We start from the raw sequence: 16,743 nt of genomic DNA, 5'->3' as shown, positions 1-16,743 counted from the left end.
CCTAACCGCGGGGGTTAGGTAAGTGGGGCGAATTGGGAGGTATTTAGTCAACCTCGTGTTGCGTCACCGCGCCGCTGGCGGCGTCGACGTCGAGTTCATGTTCCTGGCCATTAGCCTTGAATTCAATCTCCCAGTGCGGGCCCTTGCCGTCATCACCATCGTCGTAGTCGACTTCCTTCTCCGTGACGGCCTGGGCATCAACGCCGGCATGGGCTAAAGCTTTCTCGAATGCGTCATCGCCGGTGAGTTTCCCAGAATCCACTGCATTTCCGGCGTCCCCGGCAGCAGCGGTGTCTGCAGGCTGCTGGGCGTCGTCATCGCGGTCATCGTCGTCATCATCATCGCCCTGGTCCGCGCCAGTTGCAACGGCTGTTTCCGTCACGGTTTCCACAGACGCGGGAGTCGGCGTCGGGGCGGGATCGGCCTCTTTATCTGAAGAGCACGCAACCAGCGCGGTGCTGGCGCATAGTGCGAGGCCTGCGGCGGTGAAGCGGGAGCAAAGAGTCATTGAGGCTCATCCTCCTTGGTCAGTCGGGCACGTGTGGTGTCCCACCCTAACGAAGCCTGTCAGTTTTCGCTGAAGATCCTGGATAAGGCTGAATGTTAACGGCCGTGACAGGTACAGTCTTCGCCGCAGCCCCCGGCAGCGGGAGGTTCGCCGAAGCGCGTGGTGTTCTCAATCGCGCCGAGCCCTTCGATACTGATGCGGGTGCGGGAGCCGTCGCCAAGCAGTGCTTCCTCGCCGCGCGCGAAGCCCACGCCTTCCGGGGTGCCGGTGGCAATAACATCGCCTGGATTCAGAGGGTAGAGGGAGGAACAGAAGGCGATGAGCTCGGCCACGGAGAAGATGAGGTCATCGGTGTTATCGTCCTGGCGGACTTCACCATCGACGGTCGTGACTAGCCGCGCGGCCTTGCCCGGGGCCCATTCATCAGTCGTGGTCAACCACGGTCCGAAGCCGGCGGTGCGGTAGAAGGATTTACCGGCGTGGAACTGCGTGGTGGCGCGCTGATAATCCCGCAGAGTGTAATCGTTCATAATGGCATAGCCGGCCACGTAATCCAGCGCATCTTTCGCACTCACCCGGTGCGCGCGGCGGCCCATGACTACGGCGAGCTCTCCTTCATAGTCCAGCTTCTTCGTGGCATAGTCCGGCACATAGACATCGTCGAAGGGCCCGGTCAGAGCCTCCGGGAACTTGATGAAGAGCGTGGGCTGTGTAGGCAGCTCGCGGCCCATCTCACGGGCATGCTTGGCGTAGTTGACGCCAACACAGATGATCTTTCCTGGGTTCGGGATGACGGGGGCGAGGTCGGCGTCGTCGAAAACCACGGGCTCACCGGAGAGCTGCGCAGCTTTGTACCAATCGGGGCTGGCGAGCAGTTCTCCTACGTCCTCATAATCCAGCTCGGTGCCCACGTTGGGGCCGTCAATACGGATAGCGCAGGTGCCAAAACTGGTGCGGAGGGTAGCGAGTTTCATGGCAGTTAGTCTAGCGCGCGAAGAATCTCATCGACCGCGTCGGCGCACATGATGGGGACCTCCTGCGCCTCCTGCTTGTTCCATGTTTTAAGCACAAATGCGGCTGGGTCCATGCGCCCGGGCGGGCGGCCGATGCCGACTGAAAGGCGCTGGTAGTCCTTGGTGCCCAGAGATTTCGTGGTGGAGCGCAGCCCGTTATGGCCGTGGTCCCCGCCGCCGAGGCGCCGCTTGATGGTGGCGAAGTCGAGCTCCAGCTCATCGTGGACAACGATGATGTGATCATGAGGAACGTTGAAGTATTGGGCGAGGGCCTTGATGGGTCCGCCCGACAGGTTCATAAAGCTGCGCGGCTTGGCGACGATCACCTTGGTGTCCCCACGCCGCGCTTCGGCTATATCGGTGTTCGTCTTCTTGTGAACTGAAAAGGTAGCGAATAGCTCGTGGGCTAGCTCATCAGCCACGTCAAAGCCGATGTTGTGGCGGGTACCGGTGTACTTCGGGCCGGGGTTTCCTAGACCAACGACGAGAAAGGGAGAAGAAGTCACGCTGCCCATTCTAAACAGCGTAGGGGCGAAAAACGGCGAACCGCGTCCGTCCCCAGAAAGCTGGGGGCAGGCGCGGTGCGTTAGATAGGTGAGGGGAAGTTTACTCCTCGTCCTTCTTCTCCTCGGAAGCGGACTCGTCGGCGGACTCGGCGCCAGCCTCAGCGCCACCTTCCTCAGCAGCCTCAGCGGCAGCCTCGACGTCCTCATCAACCTCCGGCTCGGAGATGGAGACGATGACGGTGTCTTCCTCGGCAGCAAGGGTGGTGCCCTCCGGCAGGGAAACCTCGCCGGCGGTGACCACGGTGCCGTCCTCGAGGCCCTCGATGGACACGACGATCTCTTCCGGAATGTTGAGCACGTCTGCCTCGACGAGGAGGACGTCGGCATCCTGGATGGACATGAGGCCCGGAGCCGGCTCGCCCTCGAGGACAACCGGAACCTCGACCTCAACCTTCTCGCCACGCTTAATGGAGAGCAGGTCGATGTGGTCGATGTTGAAGGTCAGGACGTTCTGGTCAATGTGCTTGACCATGACCAGGTGCTGCTCGCCCTCGAGCTCCAGCTCGAACACGGCGTTGACGCCGTGGTTACGGACCAGTGCGGTCATTTCCAGGCGGTCAACGGCGAAGTGCAGAACGTCGACGGCGTGGCCGTAGACGACGCCCGGGATCTTGCCTGCAGCGCGCAGACGGCGAGCGAAGCCCTTGCCGAACTCGGAACGGACTTCAGCCTTCAATACGGGGCGCTCAGAAGCCATAAGTAAATCTCCTTAAAGTATCGTTGTGCGGCAAGGGCTCATGAAGAACCGTGTAGATACGACAAAAGCCTGCCGATGGACGTCTTGGACGAGTCATCGCAGGCTTAAAAGAATTCCGCAAAAAGAATTCACTGCTTAACTTATATAATCGCGTCGATAACGGATTTCTCCCTCGCCGAGACTCGGAAAGCATAGCACGTACTTGACCGCCTCCACAAAACACATCCTTTTGCTATCGCTCCTGCTTAAAGGAGATGACGATGGTCTAAGAAAGGTGTTTGAGCGCCTCGCGCTGAGACAATGGTGCCAGCTCGTGGTCGCGGACAAAGTCCCGCACCCACTCTGGATCGCGGCGCGCATGATCCCGCAGCGCCCAGCCGATTGCCTTGCGGATAAAGAACTCGTCGCCGTACGGAGAATGCTCAGAATCATCGGCCAATCTAGGGGGCAGCGGGCAAGGATTGACCGCACCGCCTGCCGCCGTGGCGTCGATTTCACGCCTAAGAAGGCAAATTGGTGCTTCATATAGGCGGACATGGGTTCGGCCTGGGAAGCATCGGCGAGCGACGTTAATGCTCGTTGTACATCGGCAAATGCTGTCTGGGGGTTGGTCACCCTAACAGTATGACCATAGGAACGCCGCCACTCGCAGTCCCAAAGGACTGAGAGTGGCGGCAGCAGGTTCGGTGAAGGCTCTAGTGAGTCTCGAAGAGGGTAGTCACGGAACCGTTCTCGAAGATTTCGTGGATGGTGCGAGCCAGCAGCGGGGCGATGGACAGGACCGTGAGGTTGTCCCAGCCCTCGGTGGACTGCGGCAGGGTATCGGTCGTGATGACCTCGACAGCACCGCACTCGGACAGGCGCTCGCGGGCCGGGTCGGAGAAGACACCGTGGGTACACGCAATAACCACGGACTTGGCGCCGGCTTCTTTGAGCACGCGGACAGCGCCCGCGATGGTGCCGCCGGTATCAATCATGTCATCGAGCAGGATGCAGTCCTTGCCCTCGACGTCACCGACGACGCGGTTGGACACCGTCTTGTTGGCCTCGGTAGTGGAGCGGGTCTTGTGAACGAAGGAGAGTGGGGCGTCGCCAAGCTCGTGCGCCCACTTCTCCGCCACCTTCACGCGGCCAGCATCGGGGGAGACCACAGCGAGGTTGTCCAGCGGGTACTTGGACTTGATGTAGTCCACCAAGATCGGCATCGCGTGCATGTGGTCGACCGGGCCATCGAAGAAGCCCTGAATCTGGTCGGTGTGCAGGTCCACGGACACGATGCGGTCGGCACCAGCAGCAGCCAGCAAGTCTGCCACCAGGCGGGCGGAAATAGGCTCGCGTCCCAGGTGCTTCTTGTCCTGGCGTGCGTATGGGTAGAAGGGCAGGATGGCGGTGATGCGCTTAGCGGAGCCGCGCTTGAGCGCGTCGATCATGATGAGCTGCTCCACCAACCACTTGTTGAGCGGCTGAGTGTGGGACTGCATCACGAAGCAGTCGGCACCACGGACGGACTCCTCGAAGCGAATGAAGATCTCACCGTTGGCGAAATCGCGCGCGGTGGTCGGAACCAGATCGGTCTTGAGCTCCTTGGCCACAGCCTCAGCCAACGCTGGGTGAGCGCGCCCAGTGAAGAGCATCATGTTCTTGCTGCTGCCGGTAACCTTGCCAGTCATAGGTAGATATCCCTTTACTTGTTGTTAGTTAGTGGTCTATTCGTCAGCCTCGGCGTCCTGTGCCTTGCCGGCGGCTTCTGCTGCCGGCGTGCCCGGACGCTTCTTTTGCACCCAACCTTCGATGTTGCGCTGCTTGCCGCCGGAGACCGCGAGCGCTCCCGCAGGAACGTCGTCCTTAATCACTGTACCCGCACCGGAGTAAGCGCCATCACCGACGGTGACGGGGGCGATGAACATGGTGTCCGAGCCGGTGCGCACGTGGCTGCCGATGGTGGTGTGGTGCTTGTTGACGCCGTCGTAGTTGACGAAGACGGAGGAAGCACCAATGTTGGAGTAATCACCCACGGTGGCGTCACCGATATACGTCAGGTGAGGCACCTTGGTGCCGCGGCCGATCTGTGCCTTCTTTGCCTCGACGAAGCCGCCCAGCTTGCCTTCTTCACCCACGATGACGCCGGGGCGGATGTAGGTAAACGGGCCGATCTGCGCGTTGCTGCCAATAACGGAGTCGAAGCCGTGCGTGCGCACCACGTGTGCGCCTTCACCAACCTGCATGTTGGTCAGCGTGGTGTCGGGGCCGATTTCGGCGCCATCGGCGATGGTCGTGGCACCCCACAGCTGGGTGTTGGGGTGAATGGTGACGTCCTGGCCAATGGTCACGTTGACGCCGATCCAGGTGGTGTCGGGGTCAACGATGGTGGCGCCGCCGCGCATGGCTTCCTCAACCACGCGGCGGTTGAGCAGGCGGCCGGCTTGAGCCAACTGCACGCGGTCGTTGACGCCGGAGAGCTCCTCCGGATCGGTGGCGACGTGCGCACCAACGCGGTGGCCGTCTTCGCGGGCAATCTCCAACACATCGGTGATGTAGAGCTCGCCCTGGGCGTTATCGGAGTTGAGCTTCGTCAAAGCGTCACGAAGCACGGCACCGCCGAATGCAAAGACGCCGGAGTTGACCTCGCGCACCTTTCGCTGTTCCTCAGAGGCGTCCTTCTGCTCCACGATGGCGGTGACGGATCCATCCTCGGCGCGCAGCACGCGGCCATAACCGGTGGGATCCTCCAGCGTCATGGACAGAACTGTTACGGCATTGCCCTCGCTGGTATGGGTCTCCTGCAGCTGGCTCAAAGTTTCCGGGCGCAGAAGTGGAACGTCACCGTTAGTCACGATGACGGTGCCGTTAAAGTCCGGCAGAGCGCTCAAGCCACACTGCACGGCGTGGCCGGTACCGTTCTGCTCCTCCTGAACGGCCTGGGATACTGCGCAATCCAGTTCCTCGGCGATGGCATCGACAGCGGGGGAGACCTGATCGCGCTGGTGGCCCACGACGACCACGAGGTGCTCCGGGTTGAGGCCGGCGGCTGCGTGGAGGGCGTGGCCGAGAAGTGACCTCCCGCCAATCTCATGCAACGTCTTTTGGGTTGAGGATTTCATGCGGGTACCTGCGCCTGCGGCAAGGACGATGGCGGCGCAGTCAGTTACTTCAGCCACGAGTGTGTGCTTCTCCTGTGATTGGGGGTCAGGACTTACTGTGTTTCATCATAACGCGTGCTGCCTACTTCCCGTGTGAGACCTCCGGGAGTGCGCGGGCACGCCACGCGCCGACCAGACCGATGCAAGCCAAGAACAGGATGGCCGCCGAAGGGCCCGCCAGCGCGATGACGGCGGAGATACCGCCGACGACGAGGAGGATGACGCCCATCATGGTGTTTGCAGCCCCGACGTAGCGGGTGCGCTTATCCTCACCAGCCATGTCCACCACATAAGTCTTGCGCGCCACGCGGATAGCGGCGTGCGCCAGGTTGACCAGGAAGAAGCCGAGGGGAAGGGCCCACATGCTCACCGCTGTCGGCGCCCACGCGGCACAGGCCACGATGCCCAGCAAGATGATCGCCGCGGCACCCGCAGCCCAGGACATGACGAGGCGGGAGGACTTATCGGACAACACACCGGAAACCCGGCCGCCGACGAGACTGGCCAATCCCGAGGCCAAGACGAAGCCGCCGAGCCCGCTCAAAGCCTGTGAGCCGATGCTCTGCGAAAGCACCACGATAAAGGAGGTGGACAGGGCAGACACCAGCAGCAGGGCGCGGACGTTGACGAAGCCACGGAAGCGGGCATCCTGGGTATACAGCTGCCAGGTGTCCTTCCACCAGCTGCGGTTCATACCTTTCTGGCCGGAGTCCTCCGGCACTGGCTCCTCGATGCTGCGAAAGACCGCTGCCGCTAGGAACCACGTGGCCGCGCCGATAGCTAGCAGTACCGCCAGGCTCCACCGCGGGAGCTCGCCCAGCATGGCGAGGATGCCACCGGTAATCAGGGTGACTGCCCCGCCGAGCTGCGTGGCCCGTCCGGTCACCACGCCGCGGCGCCCCTTGGAGATGGTGCGGCCCTGGACGTCCTTGCCGGTGAGCGAACACAGCGCGCGGAGCACGGCGAGAACAGCAAGCGCGAGGCAGACGATGAGGCCGAGGAGGGGGCCGCGAACAAGCACGGCAGCCGCTGCAATGATCGCCGCGCACACACCCTGGCCCACCGAGCCCAGTACCCACAGGCGCTTGCGGGCGGGATGGGACACCACCCATGGGGTGAGCGCTGCTTGCGGGAGCATGGAGCCGGACTCGCGCAAGGGGACTAGTAGGCCCGTGAAGAAGCCCGGCACCCCGGTCGCACTGAACAGCCAGGGTAGAACCGTCTTGCCGGAGAGCAATTGATCGCCCACGCCCTGCAGGCCATTCGACCAGACGAAGCGGCGGGCATTGGCGGATTCCTGGGACGGTGAAGAGCCGTGGGGAGATGCAGAACGCGAAGCCATGACTGTGATCTTAAGCCCGGCTCGACCTTATCCGGGCCCTAAGGTTTGCCTGATCTCTATCCTGGAAAACATGTCTATCTCCGCTCGTCCCACAGTGTCCCGCCGTGTCTTCGTCCAAGGCTCCGTGCTCACCATCGCCGGTGCCGCCGTAATGGGGTTGAGCTCATGCTCTGCATCGTCCTCGAAGAATCAGCCGGAGCCACAGGGCTACGACGGTGAGCCGCGCGCCCTGCCCATCCCGCCTGTGGACGAGGGCGAAGTTATTGACGGAACGCGAGTTTTCAAGCTGACCGCGCAGGACGGTTACTCGGAGGTCCTCCCTGGCAACGAGCGCACGCGGACGTGGGGTTTCAACGGTCCCTTCTTAGGGCCCACCTTGCGCGCCCGGCGCGGGGAGAAGGTCCGCGCGGAAATTACGAACAACCTCATCGAGATGACCACGGTGCACTGGCATGGCATGAAGCTGCCTGCCTACTCGGATGGCGGCCCGCACTCGCCAATTGAGGTGGGCAAGACCTGGAAACCCGAGTGGGAGATCACCCAGCCGGCCGCCACGCTGTGGTACCACCCGCACCCGCACATGGCCACGGCCACGCATGCCTACCGCGGGCTGGCGGGGATGTTCCTGATTGATGACGACGTGGCCTCAGATCTTGATCTGCCCCAGGACTACGGCGTGGATGATATCCCGGTGGTCATCATGGACGCGAAGTTCACCGAGGACGGACAGATCGATGAGAAAAGCGATAACACCCTGGGGCTTCTGGGGACCACGCCTCTGGTCAACGGCATTACCAACGCGCGCTTCGACGCCATCACGCGCCGGGTCCGCCTGCGTCTGCTCAACGGTGCCTCGATGCGCTTCTACACACTGGAGCTGAGCAACGGCCCCTTCCACGTCATTGCCACGGACACAGGGCTTCTCGACGCCCCCGTGGAAGTCGACTCCCTCCTCTTCGGCCCGGGCGAGCGTGCCGAAATCATCGTGGATTTGGAGCCCGGCGAGGAAGTACAGCTGCGCTCGGTGCCGCGCAAGGATAACTTTGGGGTGCCCAAGGACAAGGATGCGGCTGACTTCGGCTTCCAGGATTCCTTTGACATTCTCACCATCTCCGGGCCTGCGGAGTCCGCGACGGAGCCACCGGCCCTGCCGGCAACGCTTGACCCGGCCGCGGCGAAGACCCCGTCGACGGATGGACTCACGGAGCGCGAGTTCGTGCTCAACACCTTCATGATTAATGGTGAGCAGATGGACATGGCGCGGGTGGATACCGTCATTGATCATGACGCCCCGGAGATCTGGACCGTGACCAATGAGAACTCTGATTGGCCGCACAACTTCCACATCCACAATGCCCGCTTCAAGGTCCTGGACTGGGACGGCGATGAGAAAATGAATGTGTTCAACTCCGGGTGGAAGGACATTGTGAACCTTCCGCCGAAGGCCACCGCGCGCCTGCTGGTGGAGTTTGGACACTTCCCGGACAAGACCATCCCGTACATGTACCACTGCCACATGTTGCTGCATGAGGATGAAGGAATGATGGGGCAGTACGTCATGGTCAATAAGGGTGAAAAGCCCGACGTGCGCGTGAAACCAGCCGCCTTAGTCTTCGACCAAACCGCCACCGCCCACTCCGCGCACAGCGGCCAGGTGGTGGATTCCTCCCGCAGCCCCTATGCGACGCCGGAGGCGAAGGGCTAACCCTTCACGATGCTCTCGTAGGCACGGCCCGCTAGCGCCGAGCTGTGCCAGCGGCGGAAGAGGTTGGGTGGGCGGTTGCGCATCAAGGTGACTGCGAATTTACGTGCGTCAGAGATGACTTCAGGATTTAGAGCGTTGAAGGTTTCCTCTAGTTGGCCGATGGGGTAGTAATAAGCCTCAGTTGGCGTGACGTTGTAATCATGGGAAGAGACGAAGTGGTAAGGGGATTTGCTAAACCAAACGGTATCGGATTCTGCTTTCCAATCGCCGCCCTCGCGTGGAAGAAGGCTAAAGAATCCGGTGCCGAGGGTGTAGCCGTCAAGAAAACCCAAGTCTAAGTTAGTTGGATCAGTGATGACACTGCTACGCGGGAAGACAAGAAACTCAAGTATCCCGGTATTGAGGGTTGCATATCGGCCACCAGCGGTTGAAGGATAGTCCGACAACGTCCAGTACGTTTTCTCTGTTTCTGGCGCAACAGGGATGATGTGCTCGAGGGCGAAGACGATGTCTTTGATTACGGCTTGAGAAACTTCTGGGGGTGCGTTCTTTTCCAGCTTTGTTGGCCCCGATGCTTCAGCGCCACGGACAAAAGCTGCGCGATCAAACTGTGATGGTTCCCAATCCCCAAGGATCCAATGTTTTGATCGGTGACGGTTATGACTAAATCGAGTGGGCTGGGGCCTTCGGAAGCTAATACACCGCTGCGATTGCGGAGTAAGACGCCGGCATCGAGTTGGTACTGGATCATTTGTTTTTCAAGGATGTCCAGCTCCAAAGGCGGTGCGGGCGCAAATGATAGTGCTACGACATCGCCCCAGGATTCATGGTGGTTGGAACCATGAGTGTGATCTCTGAACCGCTTGACGACGTCGATGGATTGGCCCACGTACTTCGTGCCATCGTCGAACTCGATGACATAGATTCCACACCGCTCATTGGCGGGGAAGATGGGGCCGATGGGTGTGTTTGAGTCAAGTTCCAAGCGCTTGAAGTCGAGGGGAGAAGCCATGATGACAACGTAGACGATGCCTGGGGCCCAGCGTCCGCAGATTGGGTGTTTCAGATAAAAGAAAGCCCCGCTGACGCGGGGAAGTGATGGTGTTAAGCATCAGCAAGGGCTCATCCCAGCAGCGCAGGGAAGTTAAATGGCCCATCATGAAGCCTACATTGCGATTGTTAAAGAACAATTTTCAGAAAACAATGAACTTGCTAATGCTAACAATGCTATGCTCGTTTTAAACCACTTCTTATGAAGGATGATCATGGAAAAGACTGCTGGACAGGGACCGAACTCAAGTTTAATTCCGGACCGGACACGTGATTTTTGTCTTAGGGCTGATGGCTGGGCGCGCGAGCGTAGTCCGCAAGCTCAAAGTTTGTGGGCTAAATCAGGTGATGGCACAGATTTCTTGACGCTGCCGCAGCATATGGTGGATTCGGCATGCGCTGCCTCTTTCTTGTATAACTCCTGGTTGGCTGCTTCTGTGAAGCGCTATCTTTCAGAAGGGCTGGGGGTCGATGAGTCTGGGGTTGAGGCGCTATATGTGTGGCTTGCGGGAGTCCATGATGTGGGAAAAGCAATACGCACGTTCCAGCGCCTACTCCTGGAAAGTGATAAAGCGTATCTCGTGCATGCCGTCTCAGATGCGGGTTTAGATATTGAACTCAGTGTTGATGAGGCCAACTTTGACAAGCTTCCGCATGGCGTTGCGTCAGGAGAGATTCTATCTCAGTGGTTATGTGCACGAGGTGTTCGTCTCCCAAAAGCTAACGCATTGGCGGCGGTTGTTAACGCACACCACGGCATCGCGAATAAACCCTCGAGGCAGGTGCGCGAACTTATTGAGGATTACCCCGATCCATGGAAGCGCGTGCACAAAGAACTGCTCGACGCTATGACGGATCCCTGTGGTGCTGACTCAGTGATTGAGAAGGTTTGTCGTGGCAACAAGCTGCATCAAGGCGTGGCGGAAATTCTCACTGGGCTCGTGGTGATGGCGGACTGGATGGCTTCTAATGAGAACGCGTTCACACTGCACGTGAGCGGAACGCAGCTTGAGCGGGTCGAGGCAGCTGCCGCAACTATCGACGTAACGACGCCTTGGGAACCTGAAAGAGGGGACTGGCGGGATATTGACGCTCACTTTCGGCGCTCGTTTGACTGGCCGGGGGAGTATTGTGCCCGGCCGGTGCAGCGTGCAGTCGTCGAGGCAGCGCAACAGCTGGAAGGGCCAGCACTTGTTGTCATTGAGGCCGAAACTGGAGTTGGAAAGACTGAAGCAGCCCTTGCTGCTGCAGAAATCCTGGGGGCTAACAGTGCAGCGCAAGGAGTTTTCTTCGCGGCACCGACCATGGCAACGGCTAATGGGTTGTTGGAGCGCACTATTGAATGGGCCTCGAACAATAGCGTTGACTCGGTGAGGAGCATGTACCTTGCGCACTCCAAGAACGATCTTTCGGAGCCGTACCGGCAGCTGAAATTCTCGCAAATTGGCAAGGACTCCGGCGAAGGCGGCGGAGTTATTGCGTCACAATGGATGTCTGGACGCCGTCTGGGGCTGTTGTCCAATTTTGTGGTCGGCACTGTGGACCAAGTCTTGATGATGGCGCTTCAGCAGCGCTTCCACATGCTGCGGCACGTGGGTCTGGCGGGGAAGGTCATCATCTTTGACGAGGTGCATTCTTTCGACGTCTACACCAGTGACTACCTCCAAAGAACCATTGAGTGGCTTGGTTATTACGGTGCCAGCGTCATTCTCATGTCAGCGACGCTTCCGCCAGATAAGCGACGTTCACTGGTACAGGCATACTCCAGCGCACCCTGGCCTGATGAAGAACCTACTGGGTATCCACTGCTTACGCTTGCAACTAGGGATTCCGTGGAGTTTCATTCGGTGCCGCCAACGCCAACGAACTTAGAAGCACGCATTGAGTACCTAGACGATGACGCGGAGAAGCTCGTAAGCTTCGCGGATTATTACCTCAATGAAGGCGGCTGCGCACTCATCATCTGCAACACGATTGCCCGCGCACAAGAGGCATATCGCGTTTTAGAAGGCGTTTACGGCGACGAAGTACAGCTACACCATGCAGGCTTCGTTGCGTGGGAGCGCGTAGCGAAGGAAGATGGCCTTCGCGAGGAACTCGGACCTGATTCTCACCGGGGAAGTGGGCGTCCGCAGCGCAAGATTGTGATCGCAACCCAAGTGGCGGAGCAAAGCCTCGATATTGATGCTGATGTTCTTGTCACGGATATCGCACCGATGGATCTCATTATCCAGCGCATCGGACGTTTGCATCGCCATGCGCGTCCAGCCACTGATCGACCGGAGAAGCTACAACAGCCACGGGTGATGATTCGAGGACTCCTTAAGCACGAACCCGTCCCTGAGTTTGATTCGGGAGCGGAGTTTATCTACGGCCAAACCCTGCTCCTATCGACGTATGCGATGCTTCCAGAACTCTTTCGACGCCCCGACGATATTGAAGGACTTGTCCAAGCAGCATATGACAAGAACTTTATGCCGCCGGAGGAGTGGGAAGAGGCGTGGGAGAACGCAAAAAATGACAGCGATTCGACCGAAGATAGAGCTCATACCCGATCATCGACGCATCAGCTGCCGCGCCCGTGGCCCCGCGTCAAATACCACGATCTTTTCCAACAACTCATTAGCGATGACGCAGCATCGGGAGATGAACGCGGAGCTACTCAAGTCCGAGATGCTGAACCTTCGGTGGAAGTCATTCCAATTAGGAGCACTGAATACGGCTATCAGCCGTGGGGCTTTGAGGAAGAAGTACTTGATGGCACCGAGCTGTCCTACAACGTTGCGTTCCATTTGGCTTCGAGCACGGTCCGTCTACCGACTCGTTTGACGAGGTGGGAATCTGATTTTGAGGCGGTCGTCAGCACTTTGGAAGAAGCTACGCCGGCACAATGGCGTTCGCATTTCCTTCTAAGGGGACAACTGGCATTGCTGCTCGACGATTCTGACACCGCACAGCTTGGGCGGTTTACCGTGACTTATTCCTCCGAGCTGGGTATCGAAATTCTTAGCGATGGAGGAGAGTGAATGTCCGTCGCCCTTTGTACTCTGAGGGCACCTCCTCTCAGAGGCTCCTCTACGAGAATCAACAACCCACAACAAGACAAAGAAAGGAGGCGAAAGAAGAATGACTGACACCTCAACGTTTAACCTTCTCGATGAGCCATGGATCAAGTGCATGGATGGTACCAACCAGCCTGTAACCCTGAGCATCCGCGATATCTTTTCTGGCCGCGGTGACGCTTACAAAGTCGTTGGTGACTCACCAACTCAGGACTACGCGGTGCTTCGTGTGCTGCTGGCCATTTTTTGGCGGGCGCATGCTCTAGATCTTGTGGAGAGTTACGCGGGCAATAATTGGGAAGACTTTGATTGGCCGGAATGGTTCGATGATCTGCGTGATCAGCTTGTAAACGAGAAGCGTGATGACGCGGTCCTTGACTACCTTGATGGCCTTGAAGATCGGTTCGATCTTCTTTCACCGATTGCTCCCTTCATGCAAGTCGCGGACTTGCATACGAAGTCAGGAGCCACAAAACCTGTAGCCTTCATTGTTCCGGAAGCTGCTGATGACTTCTTCACCATGCGTACAGCGGAAGGACGAGAATCTCTCGCTCTCGATGAGGCCGCTAGATGGCTGATCCATGCGCAGGCATTCGATTACTCGGGAATCAAGTCGGGTGCGGAAGGAGATCCCCGCGTTAAAGGCGGACGAGGCTACCCCATCGGAACTGGTTGGACCGGACGCACTGGCGGCACGATTGTCCTAGGCGAAGGTGGGATTCTTGAGACTCTGATTCTCAATACCCCGCCGTCAGCGGTCTTGGATTCCCAAGAGGGAGGAGCTGTGAGCGCGGATACTCCCGTTTGGGAACGTGAACCTGACACCGCAGCGCAGCGGCCGGGATCAAGCGATGACATTGGTGCCGTCCCACACGGTGCGGTCGATCTTGCGACCTGGCAGGCACGGCGTATTCGCCTCTTCTTTGAAGGCGACCGCGCGGTTCAAGTATTGGTCTCGAACGGCGACCGTATTCCAGATGCAGGAAAGAATGTCATGGGCGATCCCATGACTCCTTACCGCTACAGTCCGAATCAATCGAAGAAAGGCACCGACGCCTACTATGCGCGCCCTTATGACCCGACGCGGACAATGTGGCGAGCACTCGATGCATTGATCGCGTTGGAGGACGACCCCGGATTCGATAACGGAAAGAACAAAGCTCCGAAGCGACCGAGGAACCTCTCCAACCTGGCGGCTCTCGAAGCGGATGGGTACTTGGACAAGAGCCTTCTCGATCTCGCATTGGTGTCGATGGAGTACGGCCCGCAGGAGTCGTCCGTGGCCTCGACGTTTATCGCCACGATAGGTTTGCCACTCGTCGTACTGCGTGCCGATGAAACTGGACGCAAGGTGCGCAATGCCGTACGTACCTCCGCTGAGAAAACTGGCAAAGCTGCAATCAGCCTCGGCTGGTTTGCCGGTCAGTTGCTCGTCGCCGCTGGCAGTGACTATGAATTCGGAAGCAGTACTGCTGACCGTTTCTATGCTCGTCTTGAACCGCTCTTCCTGGCATGGATGGCAGGGTTGAGCTCTGACAACGCTGAGAAAAGGCAGATTGATTGGCAAAAGCAGGTCCGCGAACAGGTTCTTCGTGATGCCCGCGAACTTCTTCGTGGGGCAGGAACAAAGGCCATCGTGGGCAGAGAAGTCGACGCCGGAGACAGCGGTAAGGGACGAATAGTTTCAGCCGGCTCGCTCTACCGACAACTGCATCGAAGGCTCGATAAAGACCTACCGTTGACGGCTTCTCTCACCATCCCAGACACAGGTGCCTTTGGAAACTCACACGAGGATGACTCCGATGACTAACACTTCAACTAGCACTGATTACCCGAGCACGTCGACAGGGCCAACCTTGCGCCAAGCAGTTGCTCGGACTGCGAACGACCTTCAGTTTGCTATCTTGCGCTCGCCAAACCATTCGCAAAGCGCACAGGCACGCGCAACGCTTGCGAGACTTCGCAAGTATGCTTCCGTGCCCCTCAACGACCAACCTCTAGCTCTAGAGGAAGTCCTGCTGAGCCTTCATCCGCCTCTTAGCGAGAAGGAACTCGGCAGAGGAAACGCTCCTTCAGCGTCGGAGTCTGCAGCATTTCATGCCCTCGTCATGTTTGGCATTCACATGCAAAGTGCGACGACTGACGCCCACGTTGAAGGTCAAAGCTTTGCCCATGCATGTGGCCGCTTCTTTGCACAGAGCGAATCGCAGTCCACAAAGCCCCGCTTCGATGCCATGCTCGTTTCACGCGATGAAGCATCTCGATTGATCCATATCCGCTCGCTCATCACGCTGCTTCGCGGCGCAAAGATTGGCTTTGACTATGGGCAATTTGCACAAGACCTCAGAATTCTCAGCGCTCGGACCTCCACCCAAGCTGATCAGAATCGCCGCCAAGGGGTTCTTTTGAGATGGGGGCGTGACTTTGCCGCTGGTGCTTTTGTCAAGAGCACGAAAGCTACTGAATCCTAAACAACAATCTTGAACTGAAAGGAAAAGTTCACCATGTCCCTTGTTATTGATATCCACGCACTACAAACCCTGCCGCCGTCTCTGATCAACCGAGACGATACGGGTGCTCCCAAGTCCGCAATTTTTGGTGGGGTCCCGCGCCAGCGCGTGTCCTCACAATCCTGGAAGCGCGCAATTCGAAACTACTTTGAAAAGAACGTCGATCCTGAGTTCGTGGGGGACCGCTCAAAGCGCCTGCCAGAGAAGATCGCGAAACTCGTTGAGAACCACGATGGCTGGGATTCTAAGCGCGCTATCAAACAGGTTTCTGATCTTTTCAAGGCCGCAGGTATTTCGACCGAAGTCGATAGCAAGCGGATCAAGGAACTAGAAAAGTCCGACGCCGAGGACAAAGAGGAGCTCATTAAGGAAGCTAGCTATCCGCGAACTAAGTACCTCATCTTCTTGAGCCCGCAGCAGATTGATCGCGCAGTCCGAGCGATCGTCGATGCTGACGGAGAGAAGATCAAAAAGGCTGAGGCTAAAGAGATCCTCGATACGCAGCATTCTGTCGATATGGCGATGTTTGGTCGCATGATTGCTGATGACGCTGCCTTCAATGTTGATGCCGCAGTGCAGGTTGCTCATGCATTGGGTATCCACAGCAGCGCTCCAGAATTCGACTATTTCACTGCGGTCGATGATCTCGCAGAAGATGGTGAAGAGACGGGTGCTGGGATGATCGGCACGGTACAAATGATGTCTTCTACCCTGTACCGGTTCGCCACTGTGAACGTAGCTGGCCTTACAAAGAATCTCGACTCCGAAGAGAACGCAAAGCAGGCTGCGGTTCAGTTTGTCGACGCGTTCATCAAATCCATGCCCACCGGCAAGATCAATTCTTTTGCCAACCACACGCTGCCTGAGCTGGTCTATGTCACAGTGCGCGATACCCGTCCGGTCAGCCTTGTGACGGCGTTTGAAGAACCTGTCCAAGCCACCGACGACAAGAACTTGCGCTTAGCAGGTGCCGAAGCTCTGGCAAAGGAAGAAAGGGAGTTTGAGGAGAACTACGGTCTGAAGCCATTGGCTGCATTCGCGGTTGGTGTAAGCGTAGCGCGAGCACCGTTCGCTGACATCGCTGAGACCGTAACTTTGCCCGAACTAGCGGACCGTCTTGCCGCAGCGTTGAATTCCTCCCAATCCTAGT

General features: G+C 58.4%; 14 protein-coding genes and 2 pseudogenes. 5 read left to right on the top strand and 11 right to left on the bottom strand.

Features of this window, described 5'->3' with window-relative positions; translation table 11 throughout:
• Positions 1–43: 43 nt before the first annotated feature.
• From HMPREF2912_RS08685 to HMPREF2912_RS08650, 9 genes and pseudogenes are all read right to left on the bottom strand, one after another.
• Positions 44–508: a PepSY domain-containing protein gene (locus HMPREF2912_RS08685; protein WP_232770831.1), complete on the bottom strand. Its 465-nt coding sequence runs from the start codon at positions 506–508 to the stop codon at positions 44–46.
• A gap of 95 nt (positions 509–603) precedes the next feature.
• Entirely contained in the window at positions 604–1,482 is an 879-nt protein-coding gene (locus tag HMPREF2912_RS08680) for a fumarylacetoacetate hydrolase family protein (protein ID WP_070565799.1), read from the bottom strand.
• A 5-nt stretch (positions 1,483–1,487) separates the two neighbouring features.
• A complete protein-coding gene (gene pth, locus HMPREF2912_RS08675) occupies positions 1,488–2,036 on the bottom strand; it encodes an aminoacyl-tRNA hydrolase (protein WP_070683835.1) in 549 nt (182 codons plus the stop codon).
• A gap of 91 nt (positions 2,037–2,127) precedes the next feature.
• Entirely contained in the window at positions 2,128–2,784 is a 657-nt protein-coding gene (locus HMPREF2912_RS08670) for a 50S ribosomal protein L25/general stress protein Ctc (protein WP_070529222.1), read from the bottom strand.
• A 265-nt stretch (positions 2,785–3,049) separates the two neighbouring features.
• A pseudogene (locus HMPREF2912_RS13250) lies at positions 3,050–3,187 on the bottom strand (DNA alkylation repair protein); the annotation flags it as partial.
• 74 nt (positions 3,188–3,261) lie between these two features.
• Positions 3,262–3,309 (bottom strand): annotated as a pseudogene (locus tag HMPREF2912_RS13245) (hypothetical protein); the annotation flags it as partial.
• Positions 3,310–3,479: 170 nt separating this feature from the next.
• Entirely contained in the window at positions 3,480–4,454 is a 975-nt protein-coding gene (locus tag HMPREF2912_RS08660) for a ribose-phosphate diphosphokinase (protein ID WP_070520869.1), read from the bottom strand.
• Between the two features lie 36 nt (positions 4,455–4,490).
• Positions 4,491–5,942, bottom strand: a complete 1,452-nt coding sequence (gene glmU / locus HMPREF2912_RS08655; RefSeq protein WP_070565805.1) for a bifunctional UDP-N-acetylglucosamine diphosphorylase/glucosamine-1-phosphate N-acetyltransferase GlmU — start codon at positions 5,940–5,942, stop codon at positions 4,491–4,493.
• Between the two features lie 64 nt (positions 5,943–6,006).
• Positions 6,007–7,266 (bottom strand): MFS transporter, encoded by a 1,260-nt coding sequence (locus tag HMPREF2912_RS08650; protein ID WP_070565807.1) that lies wholly within the window; start codon positions 7,264–7,266, stop codon positions 6,007–6,009.
• Between the two features lie 70 nt (positions 7,267–7,336).
• Between HMPREF2912_RS08650 and HMPREF2912_RS08645 the strand changes: the two genes are divergently transcribed.
• Entirely contained in the window at positions 7,337–8,971 is a 1,635-nt protein-coding gene (locus HMPREF2912_RS08645) for a multicopper oxidase family protein (RefSeq protein ID WP_070565809.1), read from the top strand.
• Here HMPREF2912_RS08645 and HMPREF2912_RS08640 read toward each other — a convergent pair.
• The gene (locus tag HMPREF2912_RS08640) at positions 8,968–9,303 is read right to left on the bottom strand and encodes a hypothetical protein (protein WP_246816505.1); all 336 of its coding nucleotides are present in this window, start codon (positions 9,301–9,303) and stop codon (positions 8,968–8,970) included. The two genes, HMPREF2912_RS08645 and HMPREF2912_RS08640, sit on opposite strands and share 4 nt — an antisense overlap.
• Positions 9,304–9,488: 185 nt before the next feature.
• Positions 9,489–9,983 carry a GIY-YIG nuclease family protein gene (locus HMPREF2912_RS13240; protein WP_246816504.1) on the bottom strand — a complete coding sequence of 165 codons (495 nt, stop codon included), beginning with the start codon at positions 9,981–9,983 and terminating at the stop codon, positions 9,489–9,491.
• A 253-nt stretch (positions 9,984–10,236) separates the two neighbouring features.
• Between HMPREF2912_RS13240 and HMPREF2912_RS08630 the strand changes: the two genes are divergently transcribed.
• The 4 genes from HMPREF2912_RS08630 to cas7e all read left to right on the top strand — a co-directional run bounded on the left by HMPREF2912_RS08630 (position 10,237) and on the right by cas7e (position 16,742).
• Positions 10,237–13,047: a CRISPR-associated helicase/endonuclease Cas3 gene (locus tag HMPREF2912_RS08630; protein WP_070565811.1), complete on the top strand. Its 2,811-nt coding sequence runs from the start codon at positions 10,237–10,239 to the stop codon at positions 13,045–13,047.
• Between the two features lie 100 nt (positions 13,048–13,147).
• On the top strand, positions 13,148–14,893 hold the full coding sequence (gene casA / locus HMPREF2912_RS08625; RefSeq protein WP_070565813.1) for a type I-E CRISPR-associated protein Cse1/CasA: 1,746 nt from the start codon (positions 13,148–13,150) through the stop codon (positions 14,891–14,893).
• Entirely contained in the window at positions 14,886–15,554 is a 669-nt protein-coding gene (casB, locus tag HMPREF2912_RS08620) for a type I-E CRISPR-associated protein Cse2/CasB (protein ID WP_070565815.1), read from the top strand. Before casA ends, casB begins: the two co-directional genes overlap by 8 nt.
• Before the next feature lie 33 nt (positions 15,555–15,587).
• Positions 15,588–16,742 carry a type I-E CRISPR-associated protein Cas7/Cse4/CasC gene (gene cas7e / locus HMPREF2912_RS08615; protein WP_070562520.1) on the top strand — a complete coding sequence of 385 codons (1,155 nt, stop codon included), beginning with the start codon at positions 15,588–15,590 and terminating at the stop codon, positions 16,740–16,742.
• Position 16,743 lies beyond the last annotated feature (1 nt).

Source organism: Corynebacterium sp. HMSC056E09 (assembly GCF_001813425.1).
GTDB lineage: Bacteria > Actinomycetota > Actinomycetes > Mycobacteriales > Mycobacteriaceae > Corynebacterium > Corynebacterium hesseae.
The sequence above is the reverse complement of the archived record's forward strand: the minus strand, read 5'-3'. Positions and strand labels throughout refer to the sequence as shown.